Annotated in this window: 16 protein-coding genes and 2 pseudogenes; 10 read left to right on the top strand and 8 right to left on the bottom strand. The window is 35.3% G+C overall.

Annotated elements, in window-relative coordinates; all coding sequences use genetic code 11:
• A pseudogene (locus GTR01_RS15285) lies at nt 1-196 on the top strand (hypothetical protein); the annotation flags it as partial.
• 46 nt (nt 197-242) lie between these two features.
• On the opposite strand, the gene GTR01_RS15280 reads toward GTR01_RS15285, so the two are convergent.
• Complete coding sequence (locus GTR01_RS15280; RefSeq protein ID WP_160138670.1) at nt 243-857, bottom strand: NUDIX hydrolase; 615 nt, start codon at nt 855-857, stop codon at nt 243-245.
• Nucleotides 858-1255: 398 nt separating this feature from the next.
• Between GTR01_RS15280 and GTR01_RS15275 the strand changes: the two are divergent.
• From GTR01_RS15275 to GTR01_RS15265, 3 genes and pseudogenes are all read left to right on the top strand, one after another.
• Nucleotides 1256-1609 (top strand): annotated as a pseudogene (locus GTR01_RS15275) (T6SS effector amidase Tae4 family protein); the annotation flags it as partial.
• Nucleotides 1610-1620: 11 nt separating this feature from the next.
• Nucleotides 1621-2070 carry a hypothetical protein gene (locus GTR01_RS15270; protein WP_160138668.1) on the top strand — a complete coding sequence of 150 codons (450 nt, stop codon included), beginning with the start codon at nt 1621-1623 and terminating at the stop codon, nt 2068-2070.
• Between the two features lie 206 nt (nt 2071-2276).
• Nucleotides 2277-2666 carry an SRPBCC family protein gene (locus GTR01_RS15265; RefSeq protein WP_160138667.1) on the top strand — a complete coding sequence of 130 codons (390 nt, stop codon included), beginning with the start codon at nt 2277-2279 and terminating at the stop codon, nt 2664-2666.
• Nucleotides 2667-2725: 59 nt separating this feature from the next.
• Here GTR01_RS15265 and GTR01_RS15260 read toward each other — a convergent pair whose 3' ends face one another.
• Genes GTR01_RS15260 through GTR01_RS15250 form a run of 3 tightly spaced genes read right to left on the bottom strand, consistent with a single transcriptional unit; the run spans nt 2726 to nt 5653 of the window.
• Nucleotides 2726-3769, bottom strand: coding sequence for an anhydro-N-acetylmuramic acid kinase (locus tag GTR01_RS15260; RefSeq protein WP_160138666.1), 1044 nt, complete (start codon nt 3767-3769; stop codon nt 2726-2728).
• 11 nt (nt 3770-3780) lie between these two features.
• Nucleotides 3781-4371, bottom strand: coding sequence for an LPS export ABC transporter periplasmic protein LptC (gene lptC, locus GTR01_RS15255; protein WP_160138665.1), 591 nt, complete (start codon nt 4369-4371; stop codon nt 3781-3783).
• 1 nt (nt 4372) lies between these two features.
• On the bottom strand, nt 4373-5653 hold the full coding sequence (locus tag GTR01_RS15250; protein ID WP_160138664.1) for a hypothetical protein: 1281 nt from the start codon (nt 5651-5653) through the stop codon (nt 4373-4375).
• A 339-nt stretch (nt 5654-5992) separates the two neighbouring features.
• On the opposite strand from GTR01_RS15250, the gene GTR01_RS15245 reads away from it, so the two are divergent.
• Nucleotides 5993-7111, top strand: coding sequence for an ATP-binding protein (locus tag GTR01_RS15245; protein ID WP_160138663.1), 1119 nt, complete (start codon nt 5993-5995; stop codon nt 7109-7111).
• 54 nt (nt 7112-7165) lie between these two features.
• Here the strand turns inward: GTR01_RS15245 and GTR01_RS15240 are convergent, their stop codons facing one another.
• Nucleotides 7166-7393: a hypothetical protein gene (locus tag GTR01_RS15240; protein WP_160138662.1), complete on the bottom strand. Its 228-nt coding sequence runs from the start codon at nt 7391-7393 to the stop codon at nt 7166-7168.
• A gap of 47 nt (nt 7394-7440) precedes the next feature.
• Entirely contained in the window at nt 7441-8565 is a 1125-nt protein-coding gene (locus GTR01_RS15235) for a hypothetical protein (protein ID WP_160138661.1), read from the bottom strand.
• Nucleotides 8566-8675: 110 nt separating this feature from the next.
• On the opposite strand from GTR01_RS15235, the gene GTR01_RS15230 reads away from it, so the two are divergent.
• The 5 genes from GTR01_RS15230 to GTR01_RS15210 all read left to right on the top strand — a co-directional run bounded on the left by GTR01_RS15230 (nt 8676) and on the right by GTR01_RS15210 (nt 14503).
• Entirely contained in the window at nt 8676-9302 is a 627-nt protein-coding gene (locus tag GTR01_RS15230) for a TetR family transcriptional regulator (protein ID WP_160138660.1), read from the top strand.
• Nucleotides 9286-10599: a TolC family protein gene (locus tag GTR01_RS15225; RefSeq protein ID WP_160138659.1), complete on the top strand. Its 1314-nt coding sequence runs from the start codon at nt 9286-9288 to the stop codon at nt 10597-10599. Before GTR01_RS15230 ends, GTR01_RS15225 begins: the two co-directional genes overlap by 17 nt.
• A 16-nt stretch (nt 10600-10615) precedes the next feature.
• Entirely contained in the window at nt 10616-11719 is a 1104-nt protein-coding gene (locus GTR01_RS15220) for an HlyD family secretion protein (protein ID WP_160138658.1), read from the top strand.
• Nucleotides 11720-11863: 144 nt separating this feature from the next.
• Nucleotides 11864-13441, top strand: a complete 1578-nt coding sequence (locus tag GTR01_RS15215; protein ID WP_160138657.1) for a DHA2 family efflux MFS transporter permease subunit — start codon at nt 11864-11866, stop codon at nt 13439-13441.
• Nucleotides 13442-13906: 465 nt separating this feature from the next.
• Nucleotides 13907-14503: a hypothetical protein gene (locus tag GTR01_RS15210; RefSeq protein ID WP_160138656.1), complete on the top strand. Its 597-nt coding sequence runs from the start codon at nt 13907-13909 to the stop codon at nt 14501-14503.
• 271 nt (nt 14504-14774) lie between these two features.
• On the opposite strand, the gene GTR01_RS15205 is transcribed toward GTR01_RS15210, so the two are convergent.
• Both GTR01_RS15205 and GTR01_RS15200 read right to left on the bottom strand, forming a co-directional pair.
• Nucleotides 14775-15788: a TQO small subunit DoxD gene (locus GTR01_RS15205; RefSeq protein ID WP_160138655.1), complete on the bottom strand. Its 1014-nt coding sequence runs from the start codon at nt 15786-15788 to the stop codon at nt 14775-14777.
• 49 nt (nt 15789-15837) lie between these two features.
• Nucleotides 15838-16194, bottom strand: a complete 357-nt coding sequence (locus GTR01_RS15200; RefSeq protein WP_160138654.1) for a hypothetical protein — start codon at nt 16192-16194, stop codon at nt 15838-15840.
• Between the last annotated feature and the right edge of the window lie 18 nt (nt 16195-16212).

The raw sequence follows: 16212 nt of genomic DNA, 5'->3' as shown, positions 1-16212 counted from the left end.
AGAACTGCAATTAGACCTGAACAGCTGGTTGTCGTATTACAACAATGAAAGAACGCATACAGGAAAACATTGTTACGGTAAAACACCGATGCAGACGTTTCTAGATAGTAAAACTATTGCAAAAGAGAAATTATTGGAAACTCTTGCAGAGGAACAAAAAATCCTTACTTTTGGAAGTAAGGATAATATTGGATAACTGACAATTATTTTTAACCCCTAACTGTCAGATAAAGTCGTGGCTATTACAATTTAGCCTTTAAAGCCCAGTATTCTTTTACGATAAGCTTAATATTCTTGAATGTGCTTGGGAAAACTTCATCTTCAATCTGAGGGACGTTTTTCCAGGCTACTTCAGTAATTCCTTCCTCAATCTGTGGCTTTGAAGTGTCTTCACCATTGAAGTTCATTTCAAACCAATGGGTGCATTTCAGGATTTTCTCCCCGTTTCTTTCGATATAGATATGATAAGTGGTATTGATAAACTGTACCAATTCTACGTCTCTTAAACCGGTCTCTTCTTCAATTTCTCTTACAGCAGATTCTTCCCTGGATTCTCCTTTTTCCATTTTTCCTTTTGGAAGATCCCATTTTCCTAATCTTCTGATGAAAAGCATTTCACCTTCAGGTTTAATGACAAGTCCTCCGGCTGCTTCTATAATTCTGAACAGTTTTTGGAATTCCTGCCAGATTTCATCAATATTCTCTCCATAAACATTAAGTTCGTTTACAGAAGTATTCTCTAAAAGATCCAATGCAATCTCTAAAGTCGTGAAACTTTCATATCCCAATTTTTTTTCAAGTTCTTCGGGATGTTTAGATATCAATAATTTTTTTTCGTTCACAAAAACTTTATACATCTTAGATATTTATAGTTAGTATTGATCCTAAGGTAAATATGGGTTTAAAAGGCGATAAAATAACATGCTTTTATAGCACTTTTTGCCACATTTATACGCAAATATATCAAATTATAGCAACAAAATAAACCAATTGCCATGCTTTATTTTTCCAAGTGCAAACAATTGTTTGGTTTAGTTTACAATACCATTATTTCTTAGATAATAAGTATTCAGGAAAAGATGCGCTCTTTAAAAGTAAATTTTGACTATTAAATATTCGCATAATTGGGATTAAAAAATATTGATTAATTTAAATAACAAATTATTTCGATATGGTATGATTTGAACAATTATGGAATAAACATCCTGGTAAAGGTGTTTTTCCTTGTGATAAGTCAAAGCACGAAAATCAATGTGCAATCAGGATGAGTGTAGCATTTGAGGAATCAGGAATAGATTTAGCATCTTTCGCCGGAGTGAGGTGTTGGGAAAGACACGAGAATGGATTTAAACATATTTTAAGAGCTCAGGAATTAGCCAATTGGGTAGATAAACATCCCGAAGTTTTTGGAAATGCAATAAAGCTTTCAAGGAAGAAGTTTCCCAATATGAATAGTAAGAGTTTTAAGCATAAGGGGCTTTTATTTATTATGGATGGATGGCTTGGCGGGGTAGATCATATTGATTTATGGAACGGATTAGAAATGAAAGCAGGAATGCCTGACTATTTTGAAAAAGGAAAGGAAATATGGTTCTGGGTTCTTATTTAAATGATAATACTATGAAAAAAATATTATATGTAGCGACAGTATGTATGTTTGTCTTTTCTTGTAGAAAGGAGGGGGAAAAAACTTCATCAACTATGAATGTCATTACTGATACTACTTTAGTAAAAAATGTTTTATTAAAACTAGAAGATAGTTCGGGGATAGGAATACTAAAAATCTATTCGAATCAATATAAAGTCTCAGGGAAAATAAAAATTAAGCCACCTTGCTATTTTTTGAAAAGAGATGGGAAAGCTTTATCTTTTTCTTATCCGGATGCAGCTGTAGATGAAACCATCATTATGCAAGGTAAGAATGGTGTTCAAGGTATTATCTTTAAAAAAGACAGTATTATATATGAAGATTATTTTCCAATAACTTCTCCTTACAATATACAAGAAGGAGCGGATGAAATAGTGTATCAGGACTTTGCCCATAGATTTTATAAAAACAAGTATAAATAGTCTGATTTATTTTTAAGCGATTGTTGCTGTTTTATAGTAAGATATTAAATTATATAAGCTCTGCCGTAACTTTCTTTTCAGGTCTAGTCATTTGCTTTTAAAAGTATGCTTTGGATAACGTCTTTGTGGATTTTTTTCATAATTTTGTTGTTATCGTAAATGTAAAGAATCTTATCTTTATAGGAATTTAAATACAGAATAAAAAAATGAATTTAGAAGGACGAAAAATTATTGTCAATAAATCATCTAAGGAGTTAAGCGAATTACTGAAAACTCCTGAAAATTACAAAGATTTCATGCCGGATGGTCTTCAGAAATTTGAAACAAGAGATAATGGTTTTAAATTCGGATTACAGGGAATGCCTGAAATTGCTCTGAAAATAGATGAGGTAAACGATCAGAAAGCAGTATTGAAATCTGCAAGTTCAAGCTTGGATTTTTCATTAACAGCTACTTTAAACCCTATCAATGAAAACCAGACGGAAGTTCAGATGCTGTTTGAAGGAAAATTCAATCCTTTCATCAAAATGATGGTAGAAAAACCATTACAGAACTTTATCAATACATTGACAGATAAGATCGAAGCCTACAAATAATACATAAAAAAACCTTCAGAAATGAAGGTTTTTTTTATGATATTGTATCTATACTTTATTTAAGCGATTACTCCAGAGCAATGGTCAGCTATACTTCCTGTAGCTGAAGAAAGTACATTGATCTCATTATTCATTTTTAATACTCCCATGAACGCAAAGATTAGAGCTTCTTTATATTCGATGATTTCTTTTTGGGGAATGATAACCACAGATTCTGTTTTTGTTTTTATTTTATCAATCAGAAAAGTATTATAAGCACCACCTCCGGTTATCAAAATATCCTTTAGCTTGTGTTTATTGATTATGGTAGAGATTTGTTGGGCTGCATGCTCTGTGAAAGTAGCCAGTGCATCCAAAGGAGCTATACCCTCAAGCTTAGGGAATATATATTGATGACACCATTCTACCCCCAATGATTTTGGATGCGGTTGATGGTAAAAATCTAAAGAATTAAGTTCATGAAGAAAGCCCTCGTTAATTTCTCCTTTTCTTGCCAGATCCCCGTTTTCATCAAAACTTTCATGAAGTTGCTGGGCTAAGTGATTAAGAACAATGTTAACAGGAGCAATATCAAACGCAATTCTTTTACCTTCCAATTGAAGCGATATATTTGAAAACCCACCCAGATTAAGGCATGCATCATATTCGGAAAAAAGAAGCTCATCTCCTATAGGCACAAGAGGAGCACCATTGCCTTTCATCAAAACATCCTGACTTCTGAAATCATAGAGTACCGGTACACCTGTTTCTATTTTAATGGCTTTGCCATCTCCAATCTGAAGAGTAAATTTTCTTTGAGGCTGATGAAAAACGGTATGGCCATGAGAGGCAATTAAATCAATATTTTTAAGTTGATGCCTTTCAATGAATTCTTTAGTTCTTTGTCCCAGATAAAAACCATAATCAGCATGAAGTTCTAATAAATCTGTGACCGAGCAGTGAATAGCGTTTTTGAGCTTATGTTCCCACTCAGTAGAATAGGGAAGTGTTTCTGCTTTTAGGATCTGGAAATACCATTTGTCTTTTTTTTCAAATTCAGCAAGACAGATATCCAAACCGTCCAGACTTGTTCCGGACATCAATCCAATGGCTAGAGTTTTCATTGTTACAGAAGCTATTTTTTATTCTCAGAAAGTCTTTTTGAGCTAAAATCTCCGGAGTTATTATAGAAAGTGTATTCCGAAAAATCATCCTTGGCAGTCATACCATTGGCTCCCACAAGCGTTGAGCCATCTTCCATCGTTACATACACTGTATCTTTTGTGTAGATCTGTCTTTTCTTCTGATCCCAAAAAATACTTTGCATAGCGAATTTCTGGCCTTCATTGGTGGTAATCCTCACATTTCCTTTAGCCTCGTAAAACTGTTTGTAATCGTAAAACTTGGCATATTTTGCTTTGATTGTTCCTGGAATTTTTGGTTTTTTCTTGTCGAAAAATTCAATATCAATTCCTTTTCTGGCTACCGTATAAGGACTGTCGATCAGCTCGTATTTTTCAATGATAGGAGCTTTGGCTTTCAGAACGACAAATCCGGAATCCCTTTGTACGATATTAGCATTATTAATGACCTGTGAAGGAAAGTTTTTACTGTTATTACCATTCTTTTTGGTAAGATCCTCTTCACAGGATGTGAATATAAAAAATATAGCACAACTAAAAAGGTATGCTATATTTTTATATATTATTTTTTTTGAAAAATTCATTCTAGTTATATAGAGCTTTTCTGAACCATTTATCAGCAAAATTGAAACCGACTTTCAGGTTGATAAAGTTCTGATTGATAAGATTGTTCTGAAGAGTACCTCTCTTTCCTAATTCTACACCAATCTCTAAACCACTCATTCTTGTAATACTGCTGTTTTTGAATGGAAGCATTACTCCGGCAGAAATACCAAACTTATTGATGCTGTTCCCTTCTAATTTAAGATTTCCTCTTTCATAGAACGCACCATATCTATAAACTACCCTTGAGAAGTAGCTTCTGAAGTTGTTGTAGTTAGGTAAATACCAACCACCGGCAGAAATTCTGTAAGTATCCTGTAGATTGAAAGATTTTCCGAAGTAAGAAATGTCTTCTCCTTTTTTATAATCAATCTGTCCGGAAAGGAACCAATGGTTTTCACTTCCATATCCAACCCCTACGGATGCTTGTAATGGAAGAAGGTTCTTAGATTTAGTTTTTAGATTTTCAATTTCATTAACATCAATCTTATCACCCGCTGCATTAGCATATCTGTAAGTACTGTTGATATACTCAGTGGTCATATTACTGGTATTACCGAAAGTTGCTGTAGCACCGATCGTTAATTTCTTATCAGTACGGGTGTTAAGCTTTTGGTAACTTGTACCTAAAGTAAAGTTGAAGTTTCTGATCCTGTTTTTCGTTTCATATCCATTGATATACTCCGAATTGGTAGCATGGAACTCCGTAAGGTCAGATAAATCTCCAAAATAGATATTAGCTCTGGCTCCTACGTTGAACTGATCATTGATTTTATAAGATACAGCTACTGCAGCAGTGTTTAAAGTACCGCTTCCTTTAAAATCATTCTGAAAAACAGTTCCGTCTTTTTGAGTCTGTTTATTCTCAATACTATAGTTTTTTGAACTATATGGCTGATAGGTAATTCCCATTTTAACCTTTGAGGAAATAGGGAATGCCAATGAGATATTAGAAAGATACGTAGAATGCTTTGTAGATTTCGTATCGTTATAATTCGATTTGAAATAGTTGTTTTCGTTGGTAGCTTCCAGCTTGATACTCGTAAGTTCAAAATTGGCGTTGTTTGCAGGGTTTGCAAAGTTGAAACTACTAGTAAAATCACTTATAAAAGCAGTAGAGATACCTCCCATGGAAGCAGTTTCGATCGTATTATCATATTTTACATCCCCAATTCCATATTTTGCATACGGAGAGTTACCTAGACTCTGTGCATTCAGAAAATATCCAACTGATATGAATGATACTACAAAGATTTTTTTCATTCTTTATTTTTAAAACAATGCGCAAATATCTTAAATATTAATGAATTGTAAAAATTATATGTGGTTAAAGTTTGTTAAGGGCTGTATAATGGGGAATTTTTAAGCTTTATAGATTATTAATGTCAATTGTGAATCACGAATTTACTTTGTTTGGTAATTTATATAATTTAATATATAATTCACTATTGATGCCCCTGTGAGGAGTAAGACAGTGATTGTTTAGCCATCTCCATCATGAATATCTTTTACCATCTGTTTTCTATTTACTTTTCAAAGGCAAAAACTCACCATTCACAAATTTAACGCTGAATTCTTCTCCAGTTTTTTTATCTTTGAAACATGAATTGGGAGAACATCGCCGGACAGGAAAATCTAAAAAAACTTCTTAGAGAAAGCATTGCCGAAAACAGAGTGAGCCATGCCCAGCTTTTCGTAGGAAAGGAAGGTTATGGAACTTTACCGATGGTATTGGCCTATGCAAAAGAGATTTTAAGCCAGGAAAATGAGCATGCTGCTTCAAAAGTAGAACATCTTAATCACCTGGATCTGCATTTCAGTTTTCCCGTTTTTACAGACAACAAAAATTCTTTAAGTAAAAATAAATTTGAAGAGTTCCGGGAAATGATTCTGGCTTCACCCTATGCAAGTTATGATGACTGGACAGCTTTTTTGGAATCAGAAAATAAGCAGCTTTTCATTTCAGCAGATGAAATTGACGACCAAAATCAGAAGTTTTCTTTAAAAAGTTTTGAAGGAGGAACCAAAATTTTAATTGTATGGAGAGCCGATAAAATGAATATTGCCGCTTCAAACAAGTTCCTGAAATTTCTGGAAGAACCACCGGCAAAAACCATTATCCTTCTTACAGCAGAAAGTACCAACGACATTTTACCAACCATACTTTCCCGTACTCAGGTGGTGGAAATTCCGAGAATTCATGATGAGGATATTGAAATATATTTAAAAAAGAAATTCTCGGTCTCTGAAGAAAAAGTAAGAGAAATTGTTCATGAAGCACAGGGAAATCTTAACGAAGCTATTAAACTTCTGAATTCAGGAGACAAAAGCAATGAATTTGAAAAACTTTTTGTGCAATGGGTTCGCGATGCCTTTATGGTAAAGAAGAAACCGGAATATCTGAGAAGTATTATTTCCTGGGCCAGAGAAATTGCAGGCTGGAATAGAGAAAAGCAAAAGAACTTTTTGAATTATTGTTCTGAAATATTCAGGCTGGCACTGCTTCAGAATTATCAATCGGAGAATCTGGTGTATAAGAAGATCGATGCCAATGGTTTCAACTGGGCAGGTTTTTCAAAGTTTATCAGTGGAGCCAATATTGAAAGTATTCTGGAAGAGATCAACACTGCAGATCTGCATCTTACCAGAAACGGAAATCCTAAAATAGTATGGACGGATCTCGGGATAAAATTATCGAGATATATTCATAAAAGTACATAATATAAAACTCCGGAAATTTTCCGGAGTTTTTGTTTTTCTTAAAGGTATTGTAATTTAAGCTGTCTTTTTATCTTTTGCAGCTTTTTTGTCCTTTGAAGTATTATCTGCTGTTTTTGCTTTTGCATCACATCCTTTGTGATGAGCGTCTGAACAAGCTTTTTTATCCTTGGCAGAACATTCTTTTTTATCTTTTCCTGCACAGCAGCCTCCTTCCTTAGGCTTTTCCTGAGCATAGCTGAATGTGAATAAGCCAATGGCAAGAATTGAGATGAGTTTTTTCATGATCTAAAATTTTTAAAGTGGCTAAATGTAATATTTTTTTGGTTACCCTAAGAATTTTTTAATGATGCTTGAAATTCCTGAAGTTCTTTTTCCATAAAATCCGGATCATTTAGCTGTTTCCGCATCGATTTAATATTGCCGATGGTACTCTCCAGAGCAGTCCTGAACCATGGGAATTCCTGGCTTAAAGAAGTAAGTTTTGCCAATGCTCTCAAAGAATTATCTGTTTGAGCCAGCTGTACAGCATGTTCATATCTGAAGACAGGGCAGTAGTAATATTCTTCTGCAACATGATCCCAAGTGTCATTATCTGCTTCAGTATTCATTAGGTAGAGTATGGCAAAAATTGAAGAATCTGTATAACCTTCAGAAAATTTGAAACAATCAAAAACAGATTCTGTATCATTTCGTTCTATTTTTTTGTCCAGTACCTCATGAAACAGCTGATGGGAAAGTTCTTTTTCAGAATGATTTCCGATGATATGAAGCACTGTGGAGTATTCCACTTTTACAAAATCCTCTTCTGGGTTATTGTGATACGCAATTTCAATATATTCTTTAGCTGTAGGATTATCCAGTAATACCCGGTGAAGTTTTGAAAGAGAAACGAGTTCTTCTTTGGTAAAATCCCTCTTGTCGGACATGTTTTGATTAAAATATTGAAGAGCCTTTTTAGGATAACGGTCTTTTACAAATCTTTCAATCACTTGCCAGTCTTCCAGTTTATCAAACTGAGACTGATCCCAGAAACTATAGAATAGTGACATACGATCCCATTTTGACTGTATACCGGCCCATTCACTGAAAAGTTCTTTATGGGCTTGGTGAGCAGGAAGAATATTACCTTTATCATCTTTGATTTCAATGTCAATATCGAGTTGCGGATTAGAATAATATCTTCTGAAGGCTTCCATCATTTCAAGATCAAAACGATTGCTCTCTTCATTTATTAATGGAGCAGTGGTTTCTTCCTTATCAACAACAGTTTCTTCCATTAATGGAATATCTGCCTCTCCGGCTATTGGAGTAATTGTTTCTTCTTGCGGAACATGGATCTCATTCTTAATCGAAGGAGTTGGTATTTCTTCTGGAGAATCATTTTTTTTGAAAGTAGCTTCCTTGGTGTGGTCTTTTTTCTTCATCCACTTGAAAAGGAAATCAAATAGGCCCATAGACATTGTTTTTTGTAAATATAAATTAAATCTACATTAAAAAAATCAATCAATCGTTTGATTTTATAAAAAACTTATGTAAATTTGCCCCCTGAAAAAATGGAAGTGATATGATTTCAAAAGAAGAAAATATATTATTTGCTGCGGAGATACTTTTTGCTGAAAAAGGTTTCGATGGAACTTCAACCCGAGAAATTTCCAAGGCAGCGAATGTAAATATCTCTATGATCTCCTACTATTTTGGGTCAAAAGAAAAACTGTACGAAAAACTTGTTGAATACAGAATGAATGAAGGACAGTTTTTCTCAAGAGATATTGTGGAAAGAACAGATATCAATGAATGGCAAAAGATTGAAAAAATAATAGACCAGTTTTCTAACAGAATAAGAACGCAAAAATGCTTTTACAGGATCATGCAGCGGGAACAGCTTCATACCTCTAACCCGCAGATCGTAGAGTTTTTGAAAGAAACTAAAATGTCATTCCTCTCCATGTACTCCAGAATACTGGAAAGTGGTTTGAAGAGTGGTGTTTTTACAAAAAATCCTCCTATTTATCTGCTTCATTCTACCATAAGCGGAACTCTATTTTATGCATTCAATGCCAAAGAAATGTATAAGGAATTCCTGAATGATACAGAAGATGAGGATGTTTTTGACGAAAAATTTTATACAGAACTTAATAGACACATAAAACATTTACTAAAAGACCTTTTAGGTTATGAAGAGAATAAATAACTCAGTGATTGCATTATCACTATTCGTAGGAATAGCAAATGCAAATGCTCAGGAGAAAAAGAACCTTTCTCTTGACGAAGCTGTGCAGCTGGGAATCCAGAACAGCAAGAATCTCAAGATCGACGCAGCCAAGATCGAGGAGGCTACCGCTGATCTTTTGGAAGCTAAAAACAGACAGCTTCCGGAACTGAAGGTTTCAGGAAGTTATATGTACCTTCCCATAAAACCGAATGTAGACATTAAACTTCCTGGGATGTCAGGAGGAGGAGGCCCGGAAGTACACCAGGTATTGTATGGCTCAGCCAATCTTAGCGTTCCTATTTACAGTGGGGGAAGAATCAAATATGGGATTCAGTCGGCAAAATATCTGGTAGAAGCATCAAAACTAAGTACGGAGAACGACAAGACTGCCATTGCTTATAATGTTGCCCAGGCTTATAACAACCTGTTTAAAGCCAATCAGTCAATCAAGGTTTTTGAAGAAAATCTTGCGGCTTCCCAAAAGAGAGACGAAACTTTCCTGAAAATGGAAAATAACGGATTGATTGCCAGAAATGACAGATTAAAAGCTAATCTTCAAACTTCTAATATCGAACTTCAGTTGCTTGAGGCCAGAAACAATTACAATATTGCAAACATCAATATGGATTTGTTATTAGGCCTTCCTGAAACTACAGAAATTGAAGTAGATCAGAATTATATTGAAGAAGGTTCAGAGGTAAAACCTGTTGACTTTTATGTGAATGAAGCGAGAGAAAACCGTAAGGATCTTCAGGCTTTGGTTCAACAGAGAAAAGCAGCACAATTGGGAACAAAAGCAGCTAAGGCAGAAAATCTTCCGTCAATAGCATTTACAGGTGGATACGTAGCGGCAGATATTCCAAAGTTTCTTACAGTGTATAATGCGATCAATGTAGGTATTGGAATTTCTTATAATTTATCCAATATCTGGAAAGAAAATTCATCATTAAGACAATCTCAGGCTAGAGAAAAGCAGTTAGCAGCTACAGATGAATTGCTGAATGATAACATTAAGCTTGATGTAAACAGAGAATATCAGAATACAGACTTTTCTAAAAAGAGAATTGCTGTTTTCGAAAAATCTGCTGAACAGGCAAATGAAAACTACAGAATTACAAAAAACAAATATGATAACGGCCTTGCAACCATGACGGAATTATTGGATGCAGATGCAGCTCAGATTGCTGCTAACGTTGGCGTAATCAATGCAAAGGCAGATGCAGCCTTGGCATATAGAAAACTATTGCAAACAACAGGAACTTTAACAATTAAATAATCAGATCGAACCCAAAATGGAAAATAATAATACACAGGCAGCTGAACCTAAAAAGAAAAAAAGTTTAGTTTTTCCTATCATTTTAGCAGCTTTAGTAATCGGAGGAGGACTCTACGGTTACAGAGCATATAGCTACGGACAGTATCATGAAGAGACTGACGATGCTCAGATTGCTTCCAATATGGCACCGGTAATTTCTAAAATATCAGGATATGTAGCTGAAGTAAAAGTAAAGGATAACCAGTTCGTAAAGAAAGGGGACACTCTTGTCATCTTAGATAACAGAGATCAGAAAATGGCTCTTGAACAGTCACAGGCAGCTTTATCTACTGCAAGAAGTAATATTTCTACTGCGGAAGCTACAACGACTGCTACTTCTAAAAATATCAACAGCTCTGAAGCGGCTGTAGCAACAGCAAACGCACAGATTGAAGCAGCAAAAGTAAACGTTTGGAAAACTTCACAGGATTTAAAAAGATATGCTAACCTTGTAAAAGATCACTCTATTACAGAACAGCAATACGAGCAGGCTTTAGCTGCCAAGCAATCTGCAGATAAACAACTACAGGTATTGGTAGAACAAAGAAATCAAATTGCTCAGCAAACGACCATTGCTTCTTCTCAGACAGCTGCAAGTTCTCAACAGATCAGCGTTGCGAATTCAGTAGCGAAGCAGAGAGAAGTAGATGTAGATAATGCTAAATTAAACTTATCATACACTGTAATTCTTGCTCCTGAAGACGGATATGTTGGGAAAGTACCTACACAGGCAGGACAATATCTTCAGGCAGGAGCTCAGCTATTTGCTTTGGTTAAAAATGATCAGAAATGGGTAGTCGCTAACTTCAAAGAAACGCAGGTAGATAAAATGGTAGAAGGACAGAAAGTGAAAATTGAAATTGATGCTTTCCCTGATCAAGAATTTGATGGAGTTGTAAGTTCATTCTCTCCAGCTACAGGAGCTACTTTTTCTATTCTTCCTCCAGATAATGCAAGTGGAAACTTCGTAAAAGTAGTTCAGCGACTTCCTGTAAAAATTGATTTTATAAATCTTGACAAGAATATTGCGAAAAGATTAAGAACAGGAATGAATGTGAAGGCTGAAGTTTCATTGAAATAACACTTAAAATTGTTTAAAAGTTAATCCATTCCCTTATCAGCAGTGAATCCAATTGGCAGTTACTATAAGAATAGGCTGCTCTAAAATTCACCATTCACTAGCGAAGCGAAATTGACCATTGACTTTTTAACATCGAAAAAACTTATGCAAGATTCATTAGTAGAATATGGAGCCCGAAGAGTGATCATTACGATCACAGCTATTCTTTGTGCTCTGCTTGAGATTGTGGACTCCACGATTGTGAATGTTGCCCTTAATGAAATGAAGGGTAACCTGGGAGCTACACTTTCAGAAGTGGGCTGGGTGATTACTGCTTATGCCATCGGAAACGTAATTATCGTACCGATGACCAGCTGGCTTTCTCAGCAGTTCGGGCGTAGAAATTACTTTGCTGCTTCCATCATTATATTTACCCTGTTTTCATTCCTCTGCGGAAATGCAACGAATATCTGGGAACTGGTATTTTTCAGACTGATGCAGGGAATTGGAGGAGGAGCACTTCTGGTAACTTCGCAAACGATTATTACCGAGTCTTATCCTATTGAAAAAAGAAGTATGGCGCAGGCTATCTATGGATTGGGGGTAATTATCGGGCCAACCTTAGGACCGCCACTTGGAGGATATATCGTAGATAACTTTAGCTGGCCATATATTTTCTATATTAATATTCCAATTGGGATTGCGGCAACTCTAATGACACTTCAGTTTGTAAAGAGCCCGAAATATGCTGAAAAACGTAAAGTATCCGATGTAGACTGGATAGGAATTGCACTGCTAGCCGTAACAGTAGGCTCATTACAATTTATCCTGGAAAGAGGACATGAGGAAGACTGGTTTGCAAGCGGAATGATTGTAGCGTTTACAGTAGCTGCAGTTTTAGGATTTATATTATTCCTCTGGAGAGAGCTTACCTTTAAATATCCGATTGTGGAGCTTAGAGTACTTAAAAATAGTAATCTAAGAATTGGAACTATGATGTCGTTTGTGCTAGGATTTGGATTGTATGGTTCTACTTTCATTGTACCTCTGTATACGCAGAGTATTTTAGGATGGACAGCCCTGCAATCGGGAGCATTGATGATTCCGGCAGCATTAACAACAGCCTTCATGATGCCTATTATTGGTAGATTATTAGCAAAAGGTGCTAAACAACAGATCTTAGTATCTTTAGGATTGTTTATTTTCTTTGTCTATAGTTTCTGGGGATATAAAATCCTGACACCAGATACCAGTAAAGATGCCTTCTTCTGGATGCTTATCGTAAGAGGTGCCGGTCTAGGGCTATTGTTTATTCCGATCACTTCTTTGTCTTTAAGTACACTGAAAGGTCAGGAAATTGGCCAGGGTGCTGCATTTACAGGGATGATGAGACAGTTAGGAGGATCCTTTGGGATTGCAGCGATTACCACATTTATAGCCAATGCAGGCCAGACCTACAGGAATAATCTGATTTCCCATTTAGATGCGAACAGTTTTGATGTTCAGCAGAGGCTGGCAACTTTGAAGGCTAGCTTTATCGCAAAAGGAATGACTCCTGATGCCGCAATGAATGCCGCTTATAAAATGCTTGACCTATCTGTCACCAAACAGGCTACAGTATTGTCTTATATGGATGTATTTCTTTACCTCGGGGTAATATTTTTAATATGTATTCCGTTTATCTTATTTATCAAAGAAAGAAAGAGTAAAGAAAAAATAGATTTGAGTGAAGCCATGCACTAAATTTTAATTAAACCTTCGGATTTTCCGAAGGTTTTTTTATGAAGAAATCCTATTTCCTGGGTTCAGTAATTTCTGATTTCCAGCTCCCTTCTTATATTAATTTTTCATTTCTTTTTGTTAAAAATAAAATCACTTATTGGAGAATTTGTTTATTTTTTTTAGCTTTACACTACCAAATGAAAAAATATGAATACATTCCCTCACCTCAAGAATCCTCCTTCAGGAATTAAAATCCGGAGTACCATTTTCTGATTTACACCGATTTGTTTACCCACAACTTTATGAAGTTTTGATGTCTTATGTTATAATAAAGGCAATATTTGTGATTTTTATAATCCCGAGAAGGTGTGGAATTAACTGGTCTTATAATTAAGCGATATGATGTACTTACCCATCTTTTTACACCATACTATATTCTGTATTCATTAACTTTTATAGCTAATAACCTTAAAATTTAAAATTTATATGAGCCAGATACAATTGCCTGAAACCTTTATGGCATTATCAGATTTTAGAAAACATGATGTTTATCTTCCTGAAATAGATCAGGATCAGATTATCTTAGATCTCTTTCCTGCAACGTTTACAGAACTTACTCAGCGTCTTTCAGATATTACAGGAGCATTCTATGGTGGATTATTGAAGCAGGCAGGTACTCTTTACGGTGAGGAAGCCATTAATAAACTTTCTACTGCTTTCATGCATGATCTCGGATCAAAAATGGCGTTGAGAATTTTACAAACCCAACCTAATTTGCAGCCGGGAATTCCTGCAGTGGCAAAAATATTAATAGGAGCAGTTTTTACATCCAGTCCCGAATATAATTTTGATTTCAAAGAATTAAATGACCAGAGAGTTGAAGTACTGATTAAAGGAGTAGACCGTTACCACAAAATCACACAAAGTCTCCAGATCGCAGGACTGTTGAAGTGGCCGGTTATAGAACCTTTTATACAGGGAGTATGCGATACTATGGGACTGGATGTTTTATTGGAAATAAAAGTGCTGAAGCTCGATCCTGACAGCTCATGTAGCTATCAGGTGATAGTAGAGGAAAAATAAAATGGGTTTTTAAGATAAAAGATCTAATCACTGAATATCAAGATTTATTTGAATCAATCATGATGATGGTTTTTACGTAACCTTATTATTGACATCAATGATCCATAAAATATTAATAGGAGCGGGCTTTAGCCCGCTCTCATTATAAATCCACATTCATCCGGCTTTAGCCAAAACATAAAAGATCCGAAATGACCCGTTCGGCTGTAACATCTATGAAGAAAGAGCGTATAGAATCGTAAACCAATATCACGGACTCCACTTGCTCGAATTATCTTATCCTCTGTTCCCACTCAATCCCACTGATATCAATCAGTTTTAAAGTATGAATATCTTCTTTTTGAAGAATATCCCCAATTCCGATATGAATATCTGCCTTTGCCCCCAATGGAATGACAAGACTATATTTTCCAGGTTTTACCTTGGCTACATAATGATTTTTAATATGGTCTTTAGAAAGCTCTGAAAGCTCCTTATGATCGAATTCCTTTAAAATATTTCCGTTTTTGTCGAGAACATGAATGCCAATAAGGAAAGATCCATACACATCAGCACCTTCCGTTCGGTACACTTCGAATTTTAGATCAGAGTTATTATGTGAAATATTGGAAATCTCAAGCTTAGGCTTTACAGACTTATTATGCAATGTTCCCCAAACACCACCGTGAAAATATTGGTTGGTGTAAAGAGTAAGAGCAAAAATAATCAGAGAACCTGTCAGAACAAATATTTTGGGGCGGGAAATAGGAAATACTCCGGATCCCAGCCATTGAAACCATTTTTTTTGAGTAAAATGTTTGCTTTTCTTGATAAAATAATCATCAAGGGAATAAGAACCACTTCCCGTAAGAAAGAGAACAAAGCCGCCTGCAACTCCCAGAACACCAATCTGCCATTCATCCAGACAGGTGGTTCCCAGCCATCCTGATCCCAATAGAATTCCCAATGCAAGACTGAAGATTCCTATGCTCATAAGCCGGGTAAAAAGGCCAAGAATGATAAATAATCCTACAATAGCTTCGATAATTGTAAAAGTCATCATAGATCTTTGTAATGCATCCGGATGAGTAACCAGATATTCTATAATGGGTTTAATTCCTAAGGCGTTGGGTAAAAAATGATTGAATTTTTCTCCGATATATCCCTTTTCATCAGGAATAAGCTTGTTTTCAAGGATAAGTCTGCGCCAGAAAGCTGAAAAGTAAGTCCATCCGATAACCATTCGGAGAGATAAAGTATATAATCCGGCCAAATCATAAGACTGGCTGTTTGTTGTATGTTTCATTGAAGTTAATATTGTATTATAAAAAACTGATTGTGATGAATTAGCGGTTCTAAGCCAGATTCAATTTCAATCTTTTAAATAAAATATACTTCGGAGGGCTGTTTCCTGTACTAAGCCCTGAATATTCATTAAAAAATAGTTTGTCTTCCCTGGTATTTTTTGCTGTAGCATTACTATTCCAAAAATATCTTTTGTATTTGGATTTTGCTTCAGCCTTTGAAATGGAAACTTTTGAGGAAGTTGTTGAAGTATCACAGTTTAAGGAAAGTCCTGAAGTTATTTTGACTTTATTTAAACCACTGATATATTGAATGTCAAAAATATCGAGAACATTTCTTTTAACGGAACATGGTGATAATGAAAATACCAGAATAAGCATCGTAATGATGGCTTTATAAGTCTTCATATGGATTCTGGTATTTGA

Origin of the sequence: Chryseobacterium sp. c4a, from assembly GCF_009900745.1 — a bacterium.
In the GTDB taxonomy this organism is placed as follows: Bacteria; Bacteroidota; Bacteroidia; order Flavobacteriales; family Weeksellaceae; genus Chryseobacterium.
This window is presented reverse-complemented; position numbering and strand designations above follow the sequence as displayed.

What these genes read in the sequence shown, in the direction of transcription:
- GTR01_RS15280 (WP_160138670.1), bottom strand. Translation starts at nt 857, where the DNA reads ATGTATAAAGTTTTTGTGAACGAAAAAAAATTATTGATATCTAAACAT.
- GTR01_RS15270 (WP_160138668.1), top strand. Translation starts at nt 1,621, where the DNA reads ATGAAAAAAATATTATATGTAGCGACAGTATGTATGTTTGTCTTTTCT.
- GTR01_RS15265 (WP_160138667.1), top strand. Translation starts at nt 2,277, where the DNA reads ATGAATTTAGAAGGACGAAAAATTATTGTCAATAAATCATCTAAGGAG.
- GTR01_RS15260 (WP_160138666.1), bottom strand. Translation starts at nt 3,769, where the DNA reads ATGAAAACTCTAGCCATTGGATTGATGTCCGGAACAAGTCTGGACGGT.
- lptC (WP_160138665.1), bottom strand. Translation starts at nt 4,371, where the DNA reads ATGAATTTTTCAAAAAAAATAATATATAAAAATATAGCATACCTTTTT.
- GTR01_RS15250 (WP_160138664.1), bottom strand. Translation starts at nt 5,653, where the DNA reads ATGAAAAAAATCTTTGTAGTATCATTCATATCAGTTGGATATTTTCTG.
- GTR01_RS15245 (WP_160138663.1), top strand. Translation starts at nt 5,993, where the DNA reads ATGAATTGGGAGAACATCGCCGGACAGGAAAATCTAAAAAAACTTCTT.
- GTR01_RS15240 (WP_160138662.1), bottom strand. Translation starts at nt 7,393, where the DNA reads ATGAAAAAACTCATCTCAATTCTTGCCATTGGCTTATTCACATTCAGC.
- GTR01_RS15235 (WP_160138661.1), bottom strand. Translation starts at nt 8,565, where the DNA reads ATGGGCCTATTTGATTTCCTTTTCAAGTGGATGAAGAAAAAAGACCAC.
- GTR01_RS15230 (WP_160138660.1), top strand. Translation starts at nt 8,676, where the DNA reads ATGATTTCAAAAGAAGAAAATATATTATTTGCTGCGGAGATACTTTTT.
- GTR01_RS15225 (WP_160138659.1), top strand. Translation starts at nt 9,286, where the DNA reads ATGAAGAGAATAAATAACTCAGTGATTGCATTATCACTATTCGTAGGA.
- GTR01_RS15220 (WP_160138658.1), top strand. Translation starts at nt 10,616, where the DNA reads ATGGAAAATAATAATACACAGGCAGCTGAACCTAAAAAGAAAAAAAGT.
- GTR01_RS15215 (WP_160138657.1), top strand. Translation starts at nt 11,864, where the DNA reads ATGCAAGATTCATTAGTAGAATATGGAGCCCGAAGAGTGATCATTACG.
- GTR01_RS15210 (WP_160138656.1), top strand. Translation starts at nt 13,907, where the DNA reads ATGAGCCAGATACAATTGCCTGAAACCTTTATGGCATTATCAGATTTT.
- GTR01_RS15205 (WP_160138655.1), bottom strand. Translation starts at nt 15,788, where the DNA reads ATGAAACATACAACAAACAGCCAGTCTTATGATTTGGCCGGATTATAT.
- GTR01_RS15200 (WP_160138654.1), bottom strand. Translation starts at nt 16,194, where the DNA reads ATGAAGACTTATAAAGCCATCATTACGATGCTTATTCTGGTATTTTCA.